This is a genomic window from Silvimonas iriomotensis (genome assembly GCF_014645535.1).
GTDB lineage: Bacteria > Pseudomonadota > Gammaproteobacteria > Burkholderiales > Chitinibacteraceae > Silvimonas > Silvimonas iriomotensis.
On sequence record NZ_BMLX01000005.1, the window covers coordinates 201915 to 223402 of the forward strand.

14 protein-coding genes are annotated in these 21488 nt (G+C 60.4%); 3 read left to right on the forward strand and 11 right to left on the reverse strand.

Annotated features, from left to right (window positions below):
• Positions 1–55 precede the first annotated feature (55 nt).
• Complete coding sequence (locus IEX57_RS16815) at positions 56–859, reverse strand: carbon-nitrogen hydrolase family protein (RefSeq protein WP_188705669.1); 804 nt, start codon at positions 857–859, stop codon at positions 56–58.
• Between the two features lie 39 nt (positions 860–898).
• Positions 899–4753, reverse strand: a complete 3855-nt coding sequence (locus IEX57_RS16820) for a YhdP family protein (protein ID WP_188705670.1) — start codon at positions 4751–4753, stop codon at positions 899–901.
• Between the two features lie 189 nt (positions 4754–4942).
• Here IEX57_RS16820 and glnE point away from each other — a divergent pair, with 189 nt between their 5' ends.
• Positions 4943–7630, forward strand: coding sequence for a bifunctional [glutamate--ammonia ligase]-adenylyl-L-tyrosine phosphorylase/[glutamate--ammonia-ligase] adenylyltransferase (glnE, locus tag IEX57_RS16825; protein ID WP_188705672.1), 2688 nt, complete (start codon positions 4943–4945; stop codon positions 7628–7630).
• A 48-nt stretch (positions 7631–7678) separates the two neighbouring features.
• On the opposite strand, the gene IEX57_RS16830 is transcribed toward glnE, so the two are convergent.
• The 5 genes from IEX57_RS16830 to pssA all read right to left on the reverse strand — a co-directional run bounded on the left by IEX57_RS16830 (position 7679) and on the right by pssA (position 12002).
• Positions 7679–8014, reverse strand: coding sequence for a hypothetical protein (locus IEX57_RS16830; protein WP_188705674.1), 336 nt, complete (start codon positions 8012–8014; stop codon positions 7679–7681).
• Between the two features lie 305 nt (positions 8015–8319).
• Positions 8320–10110, reverse strand: a complete 1791-nt coding sequence (gene aspS, locus IEX57_RS16835; protein ID WP_188705764.1) for an aspartate--tRNA ligase — start codon at positions 10108–10110, stop codon at positions 8320–8322.
• Positions 10111–10251: 141 nt separating this feature from the next.
• A complete protein-coding gene (locus tag IEX57_RS16840; protein WP_188705676.1) occupies positions 10252–10935 on the reverse strand; it encodes a DUF502 domain-containing protein in 684 nt (227 codons plus the stop codon).
• Positions 10936–10997: 62 nt separating this feature from the next.
• Positions 10998–11282, reverse strand: coding sequence for an FmdB family zinc ribbon protein (locus IEX57_RS16845; protein WP_188705678.1), 285 nt, complete (start codon positions 11280–11282; stop codon positions 10998–11000).
• Between the two features lie 84 nt (positions 11283–11366).
• Positions 11367–12002: a CDP-diacylglycerol--serine O-phosphatidyltransferase gene (pssA, locus tag IEX57_RS16850; RefSeq protein WP_229709076.1), complete on the reverse strand. Its 636-nt coding sequence runs from the start codon at positions 12000–12002 to the stop codon at positions 11367–11369.
• Between the two features lie 428 nt (positions 12003–12430).
• Between pssA and IEX57_RS16855 the strand changes: the two genes are divergently transcribed.
• The gene (locus tag IEX57_RS16855) at positions 12431–14047 is read left to right on the forward strand and encodes a methyl-accepting chemotaxis protein (RefSeq protein WP_188705679.1); all 1617 of its coding nucleotides are present in this window, start codon (positions 12431–12433) and stop codon (positions 14045–14047) included.
• Between the two features lie 66 nt (positions 14048–14113).
• Here the strand turns inward: IEX57_RS16855 and IEX57_RS16860 are convergent, their stop codons facing one another.
• The 3 genes from IEX57_RS16860 to IEX57_RS16870 all read right to left on the reverse strand — a co-directional run bounded on the left by IEX57_RS16860 (position 14114) and on the right by IEX57_RS16870 (position 19360).
• Positions 14114–17044 carry a sensor domain-containing diguanylate cyclase gene (locus IEX57_RS16860; RefSeq protein ID WP_188705681.1) on the reverse strand — a complete coding sequence of 977 codons (2931 nt, stop codon included), beginning with the start codon at positions 17042–17044 and terminating at the stop codon, positions 14114–14116.
• A gap of 331 nt (positions 17045–17375) precedes the next feature.
• The gene (locus IEX57_RS16865; protein WP_188705683.1) at positions 17376–18368 is read right to left on the reverse strand and encodes a Gfo/Idh/MocA family protein; all 993 of its coding nucleotides are present in this window, start codon (positions 18366–18368) and stop codon (positions 17376–17378) included.
• 275 nt (positions 18369–18643) lie between these two features.
• Positions 18644–19360 carry a hypothetical protein gene (locus IEX57_RS16870; protein ID WP_188705685.1) on the reverse strand — a complete coding sequence of 239 codons (717 nt, stop codon included), beginning with the start codon at positions 19358–19360 and terminating at the stop codon, positions 18644–18646.
• A 155-nt stretch (positions 19361–19515) separates the two neighbouring features.
• Between IEX57_RS16870 and IEX57_RS16875 the strand changes: the two genes are divergently transcribed.
• Positions 19516–20046: a hypothetical protein gene (locus IEX57_RS16875; RefSeq protein WP_188705687.1), complete on the forward strand. Its 531-nt coding sequence runs from the start codon at positions 19516–19518 to the stop codon at positions 20044–20046.
• Here the strand turns inward: IEX57_RS16875 and trhP are convergent.
• Complete coding sequence (trhP, locus tag IEX57_RS16880) at positions 20026–21300, reverse strand: prephenate-dependent tRNA uridine(34) hydroxylase TrhP (RefSeq protein WP_188705689.1); 1275 nt, start codon at positions 21298–21300, stop codon at positions 20026–20028. The genes IEX57_RS16875 and trhP overlap by 21 nt on opposite strands.
• Between the last annotated feature and the right edge of the window lie 188 nt (positions 21301–21488).

Consider the following 21488-nt stretch of genomic DNA (forward strand, 5'->3'; position numbering starts at 1 on the left):
TGGAACATGCCACCGGGGATGGGGTTTGACAAGCCCCGGCGCGCAGCGCTCATGGCTACAGCACGCGGTGTTTCAGCGCTGGCAGTATCTTGCGCACGCGTTCTTGCTGGCTGGCCTTGAGTTCCGCGATCGCCACGCCGTTGCCGTTCTCGCGCTGGGCCAGAATCTGGCCCCACGGGTCAACAATCATGCTGTGGCCATGGGTTTCCCGCCCGGTGGGGTGCAGGCCGCCCTGCCCTGGCGCAATGAAATAACACTGGTTTTCAATGGCGCGGGCCCGGATCAACGGTTCCCAATGCGCTTTGCCGGTGGTGGCGGTAAATGCCGATGGCAAGAACCAGAAATCAACCTCGCCCGGCGCCCGGAAGAGTTCCGGAAAGCGCAGGTCGTAGCAAATCGACAACCCGACCCGGCCGAACGGGGTCGTGAAGGTAGTGACCTTGTCACCTGGCTCAATGGTTTCAGCCTCGGCAAAATGTTCGTCGCCGTTGGTAAAACCAAACAGATGAATCTTGTCGTAACGCGCGGCCAGCTTGCCGTTGGGGTCGTAGACCAGCGTGCTGTTGCGCACTTTGTCCGGCACAGATGCCACCAGTGGCGCAGTGCCGCCAATCAGCCAGATGCCATGTTTTGCTGCGGTACTGGCAAGAAAATCCTGGATCGGGCCGCTGCCGGGCTGTTCGCGCACGGCAATCTTGTCGCGCGGGTCCTGCCCCATGATGGCGAAGTACTCCGGCACGGCGATCAGTTGCGCGCCTTCGGCTGCGGCCTGTGCAATCAGCTGGCCGGCCAAGGCCAGGTTTTCGCTGACCACTGGGGTGGAAATCATCTGGACGGCGGCGGCAACAACGGTCTGCATGCGAATTTCCTGTTCGTCAGATCAACAATCAGCGCAAGGTTACGGCATGGCGCGGGCGCGGCGCAGCACGCTGTTTTCCAGCAGGGCAGCCTCTTGCACCCGCTGGATTTTGGGGTCGCTCATGCTGCCGGTAATATCGTATTCATAGGCGATCAGTTGCCCCAGCGGGTCTTTGAGCGCCCGTTGCAGCAGAAAGGCGGCCACGCCAGCAATCGGGTTGACGATGGTGGTCGCCACGGCAACCGAATCGCCAATCACCGGCACAATGCGTACGCGCAAATCCTGCGTGCCCGCTTCAAAGTTGGCCGCGCCACGGAACAGCACCTGCGCCGAAGACCCGGTGATCACAAGGTTATCGGTGCGGGCCACGCCTTTTTCAATGATCGAGTCGCCATGAATGGCATCAAACTCGAAACCTTGCGAAAACACATCGCGAAAATCCAGCTGCACGCGCCGCGTGAGCGACTGCAGGCTCAGAATGGACAACAAGCGCCCGGCGCCCGGGTCAATGCGGGCAAACTGGCCGGCTTTGACATCCACATTGATATTGCCCTGCATGGACTGGAAATCCGGCGGGAACGGTTCGCCATCCCACTCGACCTTGCCTGAGACCTTGCCCGGCGCACGCCGCAGCGTATCGGGGTACCCCAGACGAGCAAGCAGCTTGCCGAAATCATCGCTCGCCAGGCCAAACTGGCCTGAAACATGGGATTTGCCATTGGTCTGGCGCCACACGCCACTCATGTCAAAGTGCCCGTCCGGGTTATCCAGCGACACCTTGTTGAGCGACCATGTTTCGCCTTGCTGTACGCCCTGCATTTCCAGCTTGCCCAGTTGCAGGCTCTTGTAGCGGAAATCATCCACCGTCATATCCATGGCCGGCAGGCTGCGCAGCGGCGAGGACTCGACCGGTGCGCCACCGCTGGCGGTCAGCGGCAGATACACCCTGGCCAGATGCGCGACCACTTTGCCCTTGCCCTGACCGTTCCAGCCAAAGCGGCCAGACATTTCACGGCTGGCAACTTCGCCCTGCCAGTTTTGCAGCGATGTCTGGCTGGCCTTGAGTTTCACATCATTAAGCGCACGGCCCCAGCCGCTGAGGCGATCAAACGCCAGATCAACCGCCGCAATGCCAGGCAAGCCGGCGCTGGTGGCGTTGTCTGTGGCGTGCCATTCCTGATCAACAAAGTGGTACCAGTCTTCAACGTTGACTTCTGGCCAGCCACCGCTGACCACCAGCCCGCTCTTGCTGGCCACGGCAGGCCCGGTGCCCAGCACAAGGTTGCCCGACGCGCTCCCCGTGGCCGGTTGATGCAACGTGGCCTGCAGGGTGCGATCCCATGCCAGATCCACGTCATACCCGGTTTTGTCGCCATTCACATGCAAACGCAGCGGTCGGGCAATGGCGGCCGCCTTGCCCACCGGCGCGGGCAGATCCACCGCAGCGCCGACCATGGATGAGCTGAGCACCAGGTCCAGTTTCTCGTGCCCGGCCAGCAGTTGCCCTTGCCAGGCAATCTGGCCGCGCAGACGGCTGGCCAGTGGTGCGTCAAAACGACCAATGGCCTCACTCAACTGGCCCTTGCCCGCCAGTTGCAGGCGCAGCGCGCCGTCCTTGTCGGTATTGCCGCTGATTTGCACCGGCCCGCCCAGCGCCTGGCCGGTGACATCCTTGAAGGACATGCCGGTTTCGGTAAAGCCGATCTGGCCCGACGCGGCCGTCAGTGCCGGCGCGCCATGGTCAAAATCCAGCTTGTTGCCGCTGAAGCGGAATGTGCCGGCCACTTTGGTGTCGTCCGGCTTGTCGACCGGGATTTCCAGCTTCAGCGCCAGTTCGCCATTGCCTTCGGCCTTGAGCGGGTCGATATAGCTGGCGAGCATGCCATGCAGCGGCGTGGCCTTGAGGTACTCCATAAAGCCGGCCGTACTGTCCTGGGCCTTGCCGTTCACCAGTACCCGGGCGTGATCCAGATTCGGGATCGACGCTTCCACGTTGGTGAGTTGGGCCTTTTGCGTTTGCGCGTGCTGGGCGTGGATCAGCATGCTGTTGCCGTGAAAATCCAGCGTGCCATTGATGCCGCTGATCTCGGGCCAGTCATTGGCAAACCGCAGCGTGACATCCTGCGCGGTGGCGGTAATCCGGAATAAACCGGTCTTGTCACCAGTGAACGGGAAATCCTGCAGATTGCCATGCACCTGAATCTTGCCGTCGTAGGCACGCCCGTGCGGCAGCGAATCCTTGAGCCAGGCCAGCGTATCGTCGCCCACGCCGCGCGGCAGATAGGCGTAGGCGCGTGAGGCCTCCAGCCCCTTGATCACGCCATCCAGATCAAGCTTGCCCAGCCCGGAACCTGGCCAGTTGTACTGGCCGGCCACGCTGACATTCATATCCTTGTTGGTCAGGCGGGCGACATCCAGATTGACGTGCCAGCCCGGCGCCTTGCGTTGCCAGGAGGCAATAACCGCCAGTTGATCCAGCTTGACTGGCTCGACAAAATGCTCCGGGTAGTCGAGCACAAAATTGTTCGAGTCCACATGCAAGGTGCCGCCGGCATCCGAGAAATCGGTCTGGATATTGACCGGCCCCCATTGCGGCAGCATGCCTGGCCATTGCACCGCAAAGCCGTCGATCCCGGCCTTGCCGCTGAAATGCGTGGGTTTATCCCAGTCGCCCTGCCAGTTGTATTGCAGGGCATGCACCAGACCGGCCAGCTGGCCGTCCGGAATTTGCGCCAGCAAAGAGGCGGGCAGCGCCTCACGCAGGCCCGCCAGATGATCCAGCTGCCAGTTGGACAGCGCCAGCGCGCGCTTGCCGGACTGATCCCGCGACCAGCTCAAGTGGCACTCGTTGCAGACCACGCCATCACGCGTGGCAATCTGCTCGCCGTCAAAACTGAGCGACTGGCTGGCCCCCGGGCCATTCCAGCGCAGGCGGCCTTCAAAGCGCGGCAGTTCCAGTGTGCGGTTGCCATAAGTGGCCAGCAACGAATGCGCGTCCATGTCCAGATCGGCCTGGGTAATTGCACCGTGACCGAAGCTGAAATCCACCTTGGCCCCCGCCGTGCCGGACGAGACCGTCACCGGGAGCACATTGGCCGGCAGTTGCTGCCACAAGGCATCCAGTGAGACCTGGGGCAGGACAACACGACCATGGCCGGTCCAGTTGCGCCAGTTACCTACGTCGCTGCCGTACCAGACCCCGCCCAGGGTAAACGGCTGGCCGATCTGTTGCGGTGGCGTGGCGGCAAACTGGAAACTGTGGCGGCTGAACAGACGGCGCACGTGCAGCAGCATGTTGCGCGCTTCAACCGGGGCGACACCGTTCAGGGCATCGACATAACGCAATGTGCCGCCGCGCACATCGACTTCATCCTGGTTGAGGAACCAGTTGACCAACTGGTTATCGCCACGCTGCGGGCCCGCAGCCAGCGCAAAGCCGGCTACATGCCAGACCCCGTTGCCATCGCGCATGACTTCCACATTGGGCGCGGACACCGTCAGATGTCGGAAACGGATTTGCCCGGCCGCCAGCGACCACCAGGCGACTTCAGCGTCCAGCGTGTCCAGATGCAAGGCCGGCGAGCCGTCATGATTGAGGATGGTCAGCCCTTCGATCCGGAAACCGGGGCGGAAAGCGCGCCAGCCGCCCTCGATCCGGCCAAAGCGGATCTGGCTGCCGGTTGCCTGGGCAAAACGGTCTTGCAACCAGGGACGGAACTCATCAAGGCGGGGCAGCAGATAGAACTGCCAGACCAGCGCGATGCCGACGAACACCAGCGCACAGGCCAGCACAAGGCGCAGCAACAAGCGGTAATGCCAGTGAAGAAAACCCTTGAGGCGCGACCAGAGGACACCCGGCAAGGTTTTAAGAGAAGAAGAGCGCAATAAGGTCATGCAAGCCCGGTAACCCGGTTCGTCAAAAAGCACGATCAGATATTTGATCAAAAGCAGGCGCACAGCGCCTTTTACCAGGTCGCAACGGCGACAAGTCATCCGTAAACCGCCCGAAAAACCGGCCGGAATATGCTACGGTAGCCGCTCCGGGCATTCTAACCGATCACGTCAGGCCTCAAGAGATTGAACATGTACGCTGTGACACATACCACGCTGGCCCCCGCTGTTGAACATAGTCGTTTCCTGCAACGCCTGTTCACCCGTTACAGCGGGCTGGAGGCCGAAACCGCCGCCGCACTGCAACAACCGTTCAGTCGCGCCGACATGCAAGCCTTTGTTGCCGAGTGCGCCAGTCAGGATGAAGAGACCGCCAAACGAACGCTCAGACTGTTGCGTACACACGTCATGGCCCGCTTGATCGGGCGCGAACTGGCCGGTTTGTCTGACCTGGATGAAGCCGTGACCGTCGTCAGCGATCTGGCCGAAGTCGCCATCGAAACCGTGCTTGCCGCTGCCAGCAAACCGCTGCAGGCGCGTTACGGCGATCCGATCGGCGAAGACAGCGGCCAGGTGCAGCAACTGATCGTGGTTGGCATGGGCAAGCTGGGCGGGCGCGAACTCAATGTCTCCAGCGATATCGACCTGATCTTCGTCTACCCGGAAGACGGCGAAACCAACGGTGATCGCAAGATCAGCAACCACGAGTACTTTGCCATGCTGGGCAAGGCCCTGATCCAGTGGATCGGCCAGCAGACCGATGATGGCTTCGTGTTCCGGGTGGATATGCGCCTGCGCCCGTTTGGTGATGCCGGCCCGCTGGCCTCCAGCTTTGCCGCGCTGGAAAACTACCTGCTCACCCAGGGCCGGGAATGGGAACGCTACGCCTGGATCAAGGGCCGCCCGTTGTCTGGCGATGGCGAAGCGCTGATGCAACTGGTGCGCCCGTTTGTGTATCGCAAATATCTGGATTTCGGCGCCTACCGCTCCATGCGGGAATTGCACAGCCAGATTCGCCATGAGGTCACGCGCAAGGATCGCCTCGACAATATCAAGCTGGGGCCGGGCGGCATCCGCGAGATCGAATTCATCGGCCAGGTATTCCAGCTGATCCGTGGCGGGCGTGACCGTTTTCTGCAAGAACGCCCTACCCGCACCATCCTGACGCAACTGGGGCGCGAAGGCTTGCTGCCGCAAGAGGCGGTCGAAGAACTGACCACCGCCTACGCCTTTTTGCGCAATCTGGAACACCGCATCATGTATATCGACGATGCGCAGACCCAGATGCTGCCGACCAGCGAACAAGACTGCGCCCGCATTGCCAGCAGCATGGGGTATCCGGACTGGGCCGCCTTCAGCGCGCGCCTTGGGCAAATCCGCAATTCGGTCACCCGGCATTTCGAGCAAGTGTTTGTCTCGCCCCAGGCCGAGGATGAAAGCCACCCCCAATCAGAACTGTGGCAAAGCGTGCAGGACGATGGCGATGGGGTTGATGAGGGTCTGGCCAACCTGGGCTATCAGAACGCCACAGAAATCCACCGCCGCCTTGCCGGCATGCAAGCCAGCAGCCGCTATCAGCAGTTGTCAGAGCGCAGCCGCCAGCGCATGGACGCCATTTTGCCGGCGCTGCTGGAAGTCGCGGCCGGCTACCCCAACCCGGATACGACCTTTCTGCGGATTCTGGATTTACTGGAGAGCATCGGCCGCCGCGAATCCTACCTGGCCTTGCTGGCCGAACACCCGCAAACGCTCAACCGGCTGGCCAGCTTGTACAGCGCCAGCCCGTGGGTGGCCGAGTACCTGACGCGCCACCCGATCCTGCTTGATGAACTGCTGGACGTGCGCCTGTTGTATCAAGCCCCGGACTGGGCCGAGGCCGGCAAACAGTTGCGCGCGCAGATGAAAGATCATCTGGACGACACCGAAGCGCGCATGGATGTGCTGCGCCATTTCCAGCACACCCAGGTGTTCCGGCTGGTGGCGCAGGACATTGCCGGCAATCTGCCGCTGGAAAGCCTGTCGGATCATTTGTCCGATCTGGCGGACCTGTGCCTGTCTGTCACGCTTGAAGAAGCCTGGCGCGACATGAGCACCCGCCACACCGAAACCCCGGTCTTCACCATCATTGGCTACGGCAAACTGGGCGGCAAAGAACTGGGCTATGGCTCTGATCTGGACCTGGTGTTCCTGTATAACGATCCGCACCCGGATGCCGCTGAAATCTATGCCCGCTACGCCAAGCGCATTGTCAGCTGGCTTAGCGCCCTGACCTCTGCTGGCCAGTTGTATGAGGTTGATCTGCGCTTGCGCCCGAATGGCTCATCGGGCTTTCTGGTATCCAGCATTGAGGCGTTCTTGCAGTACCAGAATGAATCGGCGTGGATGTGGGAACACCAGGCGCTGACCCGTGCCCGCTATGCCGCCGGTAATGTCGCGCTGGGGCAGCGCTTTGAAGAGATCCGCATTGAAATCCTGTGCCGCCAGCGGGATGTGGACAGCCTGGCAGGCGAAGTGGTCACCATGCGCGAGCGCATGCTGGAAACCCACCCTGCCCGCGCCGAAGACGTCAAACACTGCCGTGGCGGCATTGTCGACATCGAGTTCATTGTGCAATTCCTGGTCCTGGGCTTTGCCGCCCGGTATGCCGACCTGACCGCCAACCGCGGCAACATTGCCCTGCTGGCCACTGCCGCCGGCCACGGGCTGATTGATACGGAAGATGCCCAGGCGGCGCGCTATTGCTATCGCGAATTGCGGCGATTGCAACACAAGAGCCGGTTGAATGGTCACAAACCGACCGAGGAAGAATTCATGGGGCTGGCAGCGCCGCTGGCCGCCGTGCACAAAATCTGGCGTATTTTGCTCAAGCAGGAAATCTGACACGCAAGCCGTCGGGACTGACGATTTGCGCAAATGCCCGGACGGGCATCAGAGCGGGAACGTACAGTACTCGATGGCTTCTGCCCCCAGCGGCAGATAGGGCTCCAGCCAGGTCATTTCCAGTTTCACCCGGTCAATGATTTCGACCACCTGGCGTGGATCAGCGTCGCTGGCAAAACACATTTCCTTGCTCCAGAACCGGTCATCGTTCAGCAGCCCGCGCACGCCTGGGGAAATCTCGTCAAGCGTCTTGCGATTGCTGCGATAACCGGTACTGGCGAGCAATTCGCCCAGTTCGTCCGAGGCATCGGCCACCTCGATCACAAAAGCAAGTCCACCAGAAGCCAGTTGTCTCAGGTTGACGAATACACGGGTATCGAGCATTGAGCGGCGCGCCAGTTCGGCAAGGCAATGTGGGCAGGAAAAAGCCGCGCGGATAAAGCGGGCTTCGTGGCGATCAAAAGCAGACGACCCTGGCAGCTGTCTGTGCCCGCAACGGTGAATCATGTTGAAAAGCAGTCGATCCATTCAGTGGTCTGACAATGATCATTAACTGGAATGACGCAATTATGTGTTAAACAAAATAAAACGCCAGAGATGTGTAAGCATCTCTGGCGTTTTCGCAACAAGTTTGCTGTCAGCTTGCGCCGCAAACCGTTTTAAATGGCTGTTTTAGCCATTGGTCAGCTTCAAGCGGTCGGCGACGGATTGCGCAGACGAATGTGCAGTTCGCGCAGTTGTTTTTCGTCGACAGCGTTCGGGGCGTTGGTCAACAGACACTGCGCACGCTGGGTCTTCGGGAAGGCGATCACGTCACGGATCGACTCGGCACCGGCCATCAACGTCACCAGACGGTCCAGACCGAAGGCCAGGCCACCGTGCGGAGGCGCGCCGTATTGCAGGTTATCCAGCAGGAAGCCGAACTTGTTCTGGGCTTCTTCTGCACCGATACCCAGTGCGTCGAACACGGTCGATTGCACGTCGGCACGGTGGATACGGATCGAGCCGCCACCGATTTCCCAACCATTCAGCACCATGTCGTACGCGCGGGCGCGGCAAGCACCCGGTTGGGTCGCCAGCAGTTCCAGGTGTTCGGCCTTGGGGCTGGTGAACGGGTGGTGACACGCGTTCCAGCGCTTGCCGTCTTCGTCGTATTCGAACATCGGGAAATCGACAACCCACAGCGGACGCCATTCGCGCACAAAAAAGCCGCCAGCTTCGCCCTTCTCCAGACCGATCTTCAGACGCAGCGCGCCAATGGCTTCGTTCACGACGTTGATCTTGTCTGCGCCAAAGAAGATGATGTCGCCGTTTTGCGCTTCAGTGCGCTCAACGATGGCCTTCAAGGATTCCGGCGTCAGGTTCTTGACGATCGGCGATTGCAGGCCTTCTTCGTTCAGCTTGGTGTTGTCGTTGACCTTGATGTAGGCCAGACCCTTGGCACCATAGATGCCGACGAACTGGGTGTAGGCATCAATTTCAGAACGGCTGAATGCCGCACCGCCCGGAACACGCAGGCCAACCACGCGGCCGTTGTCCGAATTGGCTGCGCCGGCAAAGACCTTGAACGGCACGTCCTTCATCACATCGGTCAGTTCGGTGAACTTGAGCGAGATGCGCATATCGGGCTTGTCAGAGCCGTAGTAGAACATGGCGTCGTCGTACTTCATGCGCGGGAACTTGCCCAGATCCACGCCAATGGCTTCCTGGAACACATGGCGGGCCATGTCTTCGGTGATGTCCATGATTTCGTCTTCGTTCAGGAACGAAGTCTCGATATCGATCTGGGTGAATTCAGGCTGACGGTCAGCGCGCAAGTCTTCGTCACGGAAGCACTTGGTGATCTGATAGTAACGATCGAAACCGGCCACCATCAGCAGCTGTTTGAACAGCTGGGGCGATTGCGGCAGCGCGAAGAACATGCCGTCATGCACGCGGCTGGGCACGAGGTAATCACGTGCGCCTTCCGGCGTGGAGCGGGTCAGCATCGGGGTTTCAACGTCGATGAAGCCACGGCTATCGAGGAAGTTGCGCACCAGCAGCGCCACCTTGTAGCGCAGGCGCAGGTTCTTTTGCATGGCCGGGCGACGCAGGTCGATCACGCGGTTTTGCAGACGCACGGTTTCCGACAGGTTTTCGTCGTCGATCTGGAACGGCGGGGTGTTGGCGCTATTCAGAACCTTGATGTCCTTGGCCAGGATTTCGATCTCGCCAGAGACCAGATTCTTGTTGGTGGTACCGGCCGGACGATCCCGCACGACGCCGGTGATTTCCAGCACGTATTCAGAGCGGGTGGCATCGGCGGTCTTGAAGGCTTCCGGGGTATCCGGATCAAACACGACTTGCACCAGGCCTTCGCGGTCACGAAGGTCGATGAAGATCACGCCGCCATGGTCACGGCGACGGTGAGCCCAGCCTTTCACGGTTACGGTCTGGCCGAGGAATCGCTTGTCGATCAAGCCACAGTAATCGGTACGCATCATTTTCTGAACCTGTTTTTCGGTAAATACCGGGTCAATGAATATCTGTCTTTAAAGCAAAAAACCAGTCACTACAAAATACAAAAGCCGGCCAGTCTGATAACTGGCCGGACAGATACGGCAAACAACGGCGCAACTTGCTTAAACGGGCGCGGCAACCGTCGCACTGGGCGGCGCGGCTACGGTGCGGCCGGAGGGCTGTACGACGCCCATGGAAATCACGTATTTGAGCGCTTCATCCACGCTCATGCTCAGTTCACGCACATCCGCACGGCGGGCCATGAACAGAAAACCGGACGTCGGGTTTGGCGTGGTCGGCACAAACACCGATACCAGATCGTCACCCAGATGGTCGGCAATTTCGCCACCGGGCGCGCCGGTCATGAAACCGACAGTCCACGTGCCTTGATGCGGAAACTGTACCAGCAATGCCTTGCGAAACGCCTGGCCGGAATCCGAAAAAACGGTGTCCGACACCTGTTTGACGCTGGAGTAGATAGAACGCACGATCGGAATGCGGTTCAGCAGCAACTCGCCAATCTGCAACAGCCGACGGCCCAGCACATTGGTGGCGATGATGCCCGTTACCAGCACCACCAGCACGGTCAGCACCACACCGAAACCCGGAATATGGTGCGCACCACCCAGGAACGGCGCATACGGCGCAATCAGCTTGAGCAGCCAGAAGTCAGGCCGCACCACTTGTGGCAGCAACGTGCCCAGTTGATCCAGCGTACCAATGATGAGATTCAGCACCCACAGCGTGATGCCCAGCGGCACCCACACCAGCAGGCCGGTCAACAGGTATTTCTTGAAATGCGCCATTCAGGATCAAGCCTTGCGCCAAAGGGCGCCAAATTCATTCAGTTTTGCCGGCCAAAGCAGGCTTAGTGACACGCACAACCGGGGCTGCATGCCGCGGCAGCGGGCTCTGCCGCCGGTTTGTCCGCAGCCGCAGAAGACGGTGCCGTCACTGAGGTGCCACCGCCGCCGCCTTTGAAATCGGTGGCGTACCAGCCTGTACCCTTGAGCTGGAAACCCGCAGCGGTTACCTGCTTTTCATAGCTACCGGCATGGCAGGACGGGCACTCGGTCAGGAGTGGGTCTGACATCTTCTGCATGTGATCGTTCTGATACCCGCAGGCGCTACAACGATAAGCATAAATTGGCATGTGAGTACCCCAAAAGAAGCTGATTATACCGTGTTAGTCATGTTCGGGGCATTACCAGCAAAATCAAGCCTGTACACCGGACGCTCAGGGCTTGGGAATGCGCAGCGTGCGGCTGATCATCAGCGAACCGGACAGCGCAAACATCAGCACCAGCGGATGCATCTGCCACGGGCCGATATGCACCACGCCCAGCCACAGCGCATCACCCAGCGCGCCCATCCAGGCGGCAACGGCCAGCACCAGCACCAGCAAGAGCGAGGTCGGGATGGGTGTGCCTTCGTAATAACGCACCTTGCCGGATTCACCTTTCAGTTGTTCGGCGGTGACGTTATACCGGGCCAGCCGGCTGACGCCGCAGGCCACAAAATAGCCCAGCACAATGCGATCCCACATGCCCTGCATGCCTGCGCCGTAGGCAATGGCGGCCGGGGCCACGCCAAAAGAGATGACATCGGCCAGCGAATCGAGCTCACGCCCCAGTGCCGACTGGGCATGCCGCCAGCGCGCGACCTGGCCGTCCAGGATGTCGAAAAACAGCGCCAGCGGAATCAGGCCGCAGGCAATCAACAGATGTTCCGGGCTTTGCTGTTGCAGATAAGTCATGACAGAAAACAGCGCACCGGTGCCGCACAGGGCATTGGCGAGGGTGATCCAGTCGGCCAGATGAAAACCGCGGATCATGGAAAAGTGACGGGCCTGCTTGCTACGCGCTTCGTCCAAGGTTGCTCCAAAAGGCCAAAACAGAGGGGTAAACGTGTCCTATCTTAGCACTGCGGCGTCTGATGTTTGAGAGATGCAAACGACATGGCCGGTAGGCGCTCCCTGCCCCAGACCTGATCAGCATTTGCTGTTGATCCACAAAACACCTGACTTGCCTATTCAGAAAAGAACGCAGCACAGTAGCGAAACAGTCCGCCTGTCCGGATGGTGTTGCACACGATTGCAAGCCCCTTGCCCGGACGGCCGCACTGCTTTAGCTTTTGGAATCTCGCGCTGGCGAAACCCTGCAAAACAAGGGGCATTACGCCACTTGTCATCAAGCGGTGGTTTGTTCAGTGACGAGTTCACATCGGGTACGACTTACTGCACACGGTCCGGCAAGAGACTGGCGGCAATATGTAAGCCAAAAAGAATATGGAGAGTAGAACATGAGTATTGGCCATCGTTTGATTGCAATGATTGCCATTGCGCTGGCAGCTGTGCTGGCGATCGGTGCCACCGGTCTGTATCAGTTTGCGCAGATCCAGTCGGGGGTGACCCGGCTGATGAACGATGACATCGACAGCCTGTTGATCGCCAACGATCTGAACAACCAGTACAAGGTTGAGCAGATCCAGTTGGGGCGACTGATCCTGGAACAGAACCCGGACACCCGCACGGCCATCAACAAGGGCATTCTGGACACGCGCACCAAACTGCAAACGCAGGTCAGCGCTTACGAGAAGAGCCACGTGCTCGACGACGGCGAAAAAGCCAGCTTTGAAGAATTCAAGACATCGCTGGCCAATCTGCACACCGTGTTCGATCAGGTCATGAAGGCCTCTGAAGCGGGCGACAACGCCACCGCCGTGACCGTGGCCGGTTCGCAAGGGCGTGATCTGTCGATCGAAGTCGAGAAGAAACTGGACAAGGTATCGGCTTATAACATCGACCGCGCCCAGAAAGAACAGGCCGAGATCGACCGCCGTCACCGCAATGCGCAGATCCAGTTCATTGCCGTGATCGTGCTGGCGACGCTGATCCTGATCGTCGGCGGCGTGGTGATGTATGGCGCCATCCGCCGTCCGCTGGCGGCCATGAAGCAAGCGTTTATCAATGTGCAGCGCAATCTGGACTTCACCCAGCGCGTGCCGGTTGGCCGCAACGATGAGATCGGCGCTGCAGTGCGCGCCTTCAACCAGTTGCTCGATGGCCTGCAAGGCAGCCTGCAGGGCATCAGCCAGCAGATTCGCCAGGTGGCCGGCGCTGCCACGGATATGTCGCGCAACGCCGTAGAGATGTCCGGCAACGCCAGCAGCACCAGCGAGGCCGCCAGCAATATGGCAGCCACCGTGCAGCAAGTGACCGTCAGTATCAACCACGTGGCAGACCGCGCGGGCGAGGCCAACGAGCTGTCGCGTGAATCCGGCAAGCTGGCCAAGACCGGCTCGCAGGTGATCGAATCCACCGTCAGCCGCATTGAAGGCATTGCCGGCACGGTACGCACTGCGGCCGATGAAATCACCAGCCTGCAGACCATGTCGGGCGAGATCAACGCCGTGGTGAAGGTGATCAAGGAGATCGCCGATCAGACCAACCTGCTGGCCCTGAACGCCGCCATTGAAGCTGCCCGCGCTGGCGAGCAAGGCCGCGGCTTTGCCGTGGTGGCCGATGAAGTGCGCAAGCTGGCAGAGCGCACGTCTGCCTCCACCCAGGAAATCTCTGCCACGGTCGGCTCGATCCAGGACGGCGCACTGCGCGCGGTCTCGTCGATGCAGGAAGTGGTCTCGCGCATGGAAGACGGCGTGGGTCACGCCCGTGAAGCCGGCCAGGCCATTGTGGAAATCCGCCGTGGCGCCAACGATGTGGTGGAACGCGTGGACGACATCAGTACCGCCATTCAGGAACAAAGCGCCGCCAGCAGCAATATTGCGCAACTGGTGGAACGCATTGCGCAGATGTCCGAAGGCAACAGCGCATCGGCCAAGCAAACGGCCGGCGCGGCACAGCAATTGCATCAACTGGCTGGTGACATGCAGCGCGAAGTAGAACGCTATCGCGTTTAAGCCGCCGCAAGCCCAACAAAAAGCCCGACGTGTAGTCGGGCTTTTTGTTGGGTGGCGTCAGCGTGCCTAGCGCACTTCCACCAGGTCCAGCGCCCAGGTTTTGGCACACGTACCCTGGATTTCGCGGGCCAGTTTGTCCAGATCGATATCGCCAATCGGCATCGGCCGGGCAAACAGAAACCCTTGCAGCCTGGTCGCCCCCATCGCCCGCAACTGATCGGCCGTACCCAACGTTTCCACGCCCTCCGCCACCACTTCCAGATTCATGGCCTGCGCCAGCTGGATCACACATCGCACAATGGCCGCGCTCTTGGGGTCGCTATCGAGCGAGAGCATGAAGCTCTTGTCGATCTTGATGGCATCGAACTGGTAGTGATGCAGATAAGAGAGCGAGGCATAGCCGGTGCCGAAATCGTCCAGCACCACCTTTACGCCGGCGCTTTGCAGCGCCTGCATGGTGTTGTTGGCCTGAACCGGGTCGGCCACCAGTGCGCCTTCGGTCACTTCAATCTGCAAGCGCTCAGGGCGGATACCAAACGAGCGCATGCGATCCAGAATGGTCTGCGCGCAGTTGGGTTGCACCAGCGACAAGCCCGACCAGTTCAGGTGGATCGGCGGCCAGGTATCAGGCACGGAGGCCAGCCAGCGGCACAGCCAGTCCAGCATGTAGTAATCCAGCCGGGTGATGAGCTTGGTGTTCTCTGCCACCGCCAGCAACTGTGCCGGCATGGTCCAGCTGCCGTCACGCCAGCGCCAGCGCATGAGCGCCTCGAACGCCACCACCTCGCCTTTCTTGCAATCCACAATGGGCTGCAGGAACGGCACGATGGCGTCCTGCCCTTTGAGCGCATTGCGAAAACGCGTTTCCTGCTCCAGCAAATCCCCCGCCTGTTCGCGCAGGTCACCGGTAAACAACACATAACCGTCGCGTCCGCGCGCCTTGGCCATATACATGGCGGCGTCGGCATCGCGCAGCAGGTCTTGCGGGGTCTGGTGCAATTGCGGTTCGGCCATGACGATGCCGAGCGAGCAACTGGCAAAGATGGACTGTCGCGCCAGCAGGATCGGGTGGTCAAACGCGTCCAGAATGCGTTGCGAGACCGTCGTGGCAGCAGCCGGATCACGCACGCCGGGCAGCAGGATGGCGAATTCGTCGCCGCCCAGCCGCGCCAGCAAGTCGTTTTCGCGCAGGCAGGACTGAATGCGCCGGGTGGCTTCGATCAGCAGCGCGTCGCCTTCGATATGGCCGAAGGTATCGTTGATGTGCTTGAAGCGGTCCATGTCGGCAAAGATCACCGCAAACGGCTCTTCGGACACGCCAAAGCCGCGCCAGGCGGCGTCCAGCTCATGCATGAAGTAATTGCGGTTGGCGATGCCGGTCAGCGCATCGTGCCGGTTTTCGTATTGCAGGCGCAGGTTGGCCGAATCCAGGTCCTGGGTGCGCTCGGTCACGCGCTTTTCCAGTTCCAGGTACGTCACATGCAGCCGGTCGCTACTGCGTTTGCGCGCCAGTGCGTTACCAATGTGGTGCGAGACAAACGTCATCAACGCCACTTCGGTATCGCCAAATTCAATGTCACCCTCGTAAATCTGGATAACGATCACGCCGCAGACGGTATCACTCTCAAAGAGTGGCGCACCCAGCCACCAGGTGAAGTTGTCGTCACGGTTCAAAAAACGCTGGTCGATTTCTTCGGCCAGTGCCAGTTCAGAGGCGCGCGTGCGGTTTACCAGCACCGGTTTGCGCTGGCGGATCACGTATTCGGTCAGCCCGCGCTGGGCCTTGCGCGGGGCCGGCGTGGTTTCCAGGCTATCGACAAAATACGGGAAGCTGACGATATCGGTTTCTTCGTCATGCAGCGCAATAAAGCAGTTTTTGGCGTAAACCAGCGTGCTGATGATGGCGTGGATCTGCCCGTAAAAATCCGCCATTTCGATCGGACGCGCCGAGAGCTCCGCAATCTGGAACAAGGCGTGTTGCAACGCTTCGCCCCGTTCACGCTCCAGGACTTCTGATACCAGCCGCGTGTTCAGTTGCTGCAACTCTTCGGTACGGCGGGAGACCTCGGTTTCCAGCCAGGCCTTGCGCAAAAAACGCTCCAGCGCCAGACCCACGTGTTGGGCGGTCAGCAAAAACAGGCGCTGGTCATCTGCGTCGTACCGGTAACCGGGGCGGTAGGTCTGCACGGCAATCATGCCGATCACTTCGCCATTGGCCGCCCGCAATGGCGCGCCAATCCAGGACTCGGCCACCGGCCCCTCGCCGCCGAGGCTGCCGGTGCGCTGGCGGTACAAAATACCGTCGCGGTCGATCAGCAAGGGCTCAGCATTGCGGATCACCCAGCCGGTGAGCGTGATCTCGTCCGGGGTAAAGGGCAGGTCTTCGTTGGGGTCCGGCACGTCTTCATCAAGCGTGTCGACAAAATACGGGTAGCGCAGCATCTGGCGCACCGGGTCATACAGGGCGACAAAAAAGTTCTCGGCATCAATCAGCGTGCCGATTACCTCGTGCACTTGCGGCAAGAACACATCAAGCTGGGTTTCACTGGCCGCCAGGTCAGCAAGGCGGATCACCGCTTCGGTGATCTTTTGCAAGTGGTCGGCATGGCGGCTGAGGATGGAACGACCAAACACTTCGGCCGCGCACATCGCCACAAAATGATCGACCTGACCCCGCACAATCAGGCAGCCATCCGGGCGCAGCGGGTCGCCAGTAAAGAAGGCCTGGCCGTCCAGGTCCTTGATGGCTTTGTGCGGATATTTGTAATGCAGCGCGTCAACAAAGACGCGGAAGTCATCCACGCCGGCGATCTGTTGCCAGACTTCATCCCGGTGCACAAACCAGGCCCAGTCCCCCTGCAGCCAGACCGTTTTGTCGGCTTCAAGGCAAGCCGCTATCCCGGCCAGCGTGCGCTGTTGCAACAGCGACCGGCAGATCGAGGCGGCTTCCTCGGGGACGCCCGGCAAAGGTTCTGCCCAGGCTGGTTTGCTACTCATGCGTGGATACCAGGTAATTGAGCTTTGGCTGATGGATGCATATTCATCGGGGATCACCAGTTTGGCAATCCCGACCAGGCAGAGTGTCGCGCTTTTCTTGCAAGGCTTGACGTTCCAGCCGATCAGCGCCACAGCAGGTCCGGCAAAGGGCCGGCCATCGCGCCATGGGCTGTCGATTATCCCATCATAGAAAACGCGGGCCGCCGCAGCCAGGCCGCACTGGTTTCATTGGCCACAGCCGGTATCAACGCAATGCGCTAGTGCTGATCCACAATCCATACCGGCTTGTCGACAGCTTATCCACAGCGCTGTCCACAAGCCCGTGCCAGGCTCAGCCCAGATCCACCCACTCGCCCGGCACCGCCATGGTCCGCACGATCGGCAGCATGTCGCGCCAGCCGGCAGCAAAACTGCTGGAAACCGGTTTGCCGCTGCGAATGGCGCGGGTAAAGGCGCGCAACTCGCCGGCGTAGCCGTCATCGTCATCCCGGCGCCATTCGCGGGTTTTGCCGCTGGCATCGGTAATGATCAGCGTGCGGCCGTCATAGGTCGCGCTGCCCTTTTCGGCCAGCAGCACCAGGCGCCATTCGCTATGCGCGGCGACAGAGAAATACAGATTGATATTGGCAATGGCCCCGCAGGCCGTCTGCAAGGTAAACGCGGCGCCGTCATAGCGCCCCAGATGCGGGTTGACCTGGCTGGGGCTGGCCGTGGCGCGGACGATATCGCCCAGCAGATCGCGGACGACCGCCATGTAATGCACGCCGGCATCCAGTACAAGACCGCCCGGGAAAGCGTCAGACGAACGCCAGCCGCTGGCCAGATAGCGGTTGTCTTCGCGCATGAGCATCATGGCGTTCCAGTTCAGCGCGTAGGGACGGCCAGCCTCACCCGAGTCCAGCCAGTTGCGCAAACGTTCGAACACGGCGGCGTAGCGGAAATTCTCGGCCACCATGGTGACCCGGTCTGGCCAGGCCTGCGCCAGCTCCAGCATGGCCTGCGCTTGCTCGGCGGTGGGGGCCAGCGGTTTTTCCACCAGCACATGTTTGCCGGCTTTGAGCGCCGCCCGCGTGGCAACCAGGTTTTCAGTTGCTGGCAAGACAATATCCACGGCCTCGATATCCGGCCGCGCCAGCAACTCTTCCCACCCGACATACCAGTCCACCCCACCGGCCATGGCAGAAAAATGCTGGGCTTTTTGCGCGGTGCGGTTACACACAGCGACCAGTTCGACTTCCTCTGCTGCAGCCTGCAAGGCTGGCCAATGCAGTTCGCGCGCAGCAACGCCGCAACCGATCAGCCCCAGCTTGACGGGGTGAGACATGGATTATTTTCCTGCGAGTCGGGTATGTTCTTGTGCCGCCCTTGCAAACCCTTCCGGCCACGTGCTGCCGGGCTTGATAGCCGGTCAGCGAGCACGTAACGGATGCCCCTGGAATGATCGGGTTGCGGGACGGCGCTTGTCCTGTTTTGCGTTACGTTACGCGGCCCACCGACAGGAAGCAAAAGACGTATAAGGGTTAGGACGTAAGTACAACACCTGACCCGGAGCAGGTGAAAGATTGCGGCAGGTCAAACATGCCTGCCGCATCACATGGATCAGAACGCCAGCAGGGGTTCCAGCTTGGCCTGCGCCGAGGCCACCCAGGACGGGATATAGAACGGCGCGTCATCCATGGCAATGGCTTCGATCTCGGTAAACATCTCCACGGCCTTGGGTGCGCCACGGCGCGACTGGCGGGTAATGTGCGAGACCTTCCACATGGTCTGTTTGATCTCACCTTTTTTGTTCCACAGATCATCCAGGTGCTTCATGCCGGCAGGCAGCACAAAGTAGGCGTCAATGCTGTCGTAGGTGGTCTTGTCGTGAAAGCGCTCCGGATACAGGCACAGCAGCAGGTACGGCAGGTAATGCGCTTCAAGGCCGGCGTAATCAAAAATGCCACGGGTATTGGCATCAATCAGCGCACGCTGGAAATCGCCCCAGGCCAGCTTGCGGCCAGACAGCGAATACGCTTTCAGGTAAACGGGATACAGCTCTTTGAGCACCCAGGCACGCAGGCGCTTGCCGTTTTCCAGATCCAGCGCGGACGGCTTGAGGTTGAATACGGCGTGACGATATTGCTCCAGCGAGCTGCAACGGCTACCGGCTTTGTGGGCAAAGTGGGTGACCGTGTGCGGCGGATGCGCCACGCGCAGTGCCAGCTCGGCATCGCAGATTTCGCAGCGGCCTTTGGCGTTTTCACCATAGGTTTGCCGGAACCACTCCGCGCTCTGGATTCCGTGCCCGTTCGGGTCTGTGGCGCGATGAGTCATGCTTGTCTCCTTGTCTGTCAGACAAACATCATAACCAAACCGCTCGTCCAGCCGAAGCGAACCAGTCGGCGGCGCGGCAAAAAATCCTCAATCCAGTCGTCATCTTTGCGTTCTACACTCGTCGCTCATTCGCCCCCAAACGCCCAGACCTCACCATGACGCGCAGTCTGATCGCCCTTGTTTTGCTATGCATGACCACCCTTTGCAGCGCAGCCTCGCCGGCGCGCTCGCCCGCTGAAAACATGGCGCTTTACACCTACACCATGGGCCGCGCCATCAAGGCCGACTGCGAGCAAACCTACCCGGAGGCCACCAGCGAGATCGAAGCAGGCTGGCAGCGCTGGCATATGGCGCAGCCTGAAGTTGTGGCTGATTTTCATGGGGACCGCCTGCCCGGCACGCCGCCAACGCATGAGCAACTGAAGCGCATGGGCAACCCGGCCCAGAGCATCAAGTTGTTCTGGTGCCAGCGGCTGGATCTGTACATGGATTTCGGCACGCGCAGCGCGCCTGCTGCCGCCGCAGCGCTGCAACCCTGGCTGGGCGCGGCCAACCCGGTCTTGCTGGCACAGGCTAATGACGCGTGCCGCAAACTGGGCCCGACCCTGTGCGGGCCGCTGGAACTCAATACGCGCCCGTCCGCGACTGACGCCAGCCGCCCGGGCTTAAAGCAGGCGGGCGATTAGCGCTTTGTCCAGCGTGGCCGGCAGCGCAATCGACACCGCCACGCCATTGCCTGCCGCCACGGTCACGGGCTGCCCGTCGCCATCAATCATGGCTTGCAGTTCAATCACCTGATTGCCGCAAGGGTGGATGATTTCCAGTTTGTCGCCCACGGCAATCCGGTTTTTGACGTCAATCCGCGCCCAGCCATCGACCACGTTCAGCACCTCACCCACGTACTGACTCTGGCGTGCGCGGGAATGTCCGTCCAGATAGTTTTGCGTGTCATGGCTGTGATGCCGCTGCAAAAAGCCATCGGTATAGCCACGATTGGCAAGGCCTTCCAGATCAGCCAGCAAGGCCGGGTCAAACGCCTTGCCGGCCACCGCATCGTCAATCGCCTTGCGATATACCTGCGCGGTGCGGGCGACGTAATACGCACTCTTGGTGCGCCCTTCCACCTTGAGGGAATCCACGCCGATCTCCACCAGCCGCGCTACGTGTTCCACCGCGCGCAGATCTTTGGAGTTCATGATGTAGGTGCCGTGCTCGTCTTCCACAATCGGCATCAGTTCGCCAGGGCGGTTGGCTTCTTCAAGCAGATATTCCGTCTGCCCCGCATCGTGCCGCGGCACGCCGCCGCAGGCGCTCTCGCCCGCGCTGTGCACTTTGTAGTCCCAGCGGCAAGCGTTGGTACAGGTGCCCTGATTGGGGTCGCGGTGATTGAAATAGCCCGACAACAAACAGCGGCCTGAATACGCAATGCACAGCGCGCCGTGCACAAAGACTTCCAGCTCCATATCCGGGCATTGCTGGCGGATCTGGGCAATTTCTTCCAGCCCCAACTCACGGGAGAGGATGACCCGCGTCAGGCCCAGCGTTTGCCAGAATTTCACGCCGGCGTAGTTCACCGTATTGGCCTGTACGGAAAGATGGATGGGCATCTGCGGCCAGGCTTCGCGTACCAGCATGATCAGGCCGGGGTCGGCCATGATCAGCGCGTCGGGCTTCATGGCGATCACCGGCGCCATATCCGCCAGGAAGGTGTTGACCTTGGCGTTGTGCGGCAAGACATTGGCCGCCACAAACAACTGTTTGCCCCGCGCGTGGGCGGATTCAATGCCCTGTGCCAGTTGTTCCAGCCGGAAATCATTGTTGCGCGCCCGCAGGCTGTAGCGCGGCAAACCGGCGTAAACCGCATCTGCGCCAAAATCAAAGGCGGTGTTCAGTTTGGCAAGGTTGCCGGCAGGCAACAGCAACTCAGGGGCGCGGCGCATGATGGGTATGGTCAGGGTGTAAGGGAACCCGCCATTATAAAACCGCAGGTGTGCTGCCTCTCTTTTAGGCAGCGGGTAAAAATGCCGTCAAAACATACGCTTGAATTGATTATCCACAACGCGCGCACAAGCTTGTTCTGCTATTTGCGTGGAAAACCGCGACTTATCCACGCACCCTGTCTGCCCTC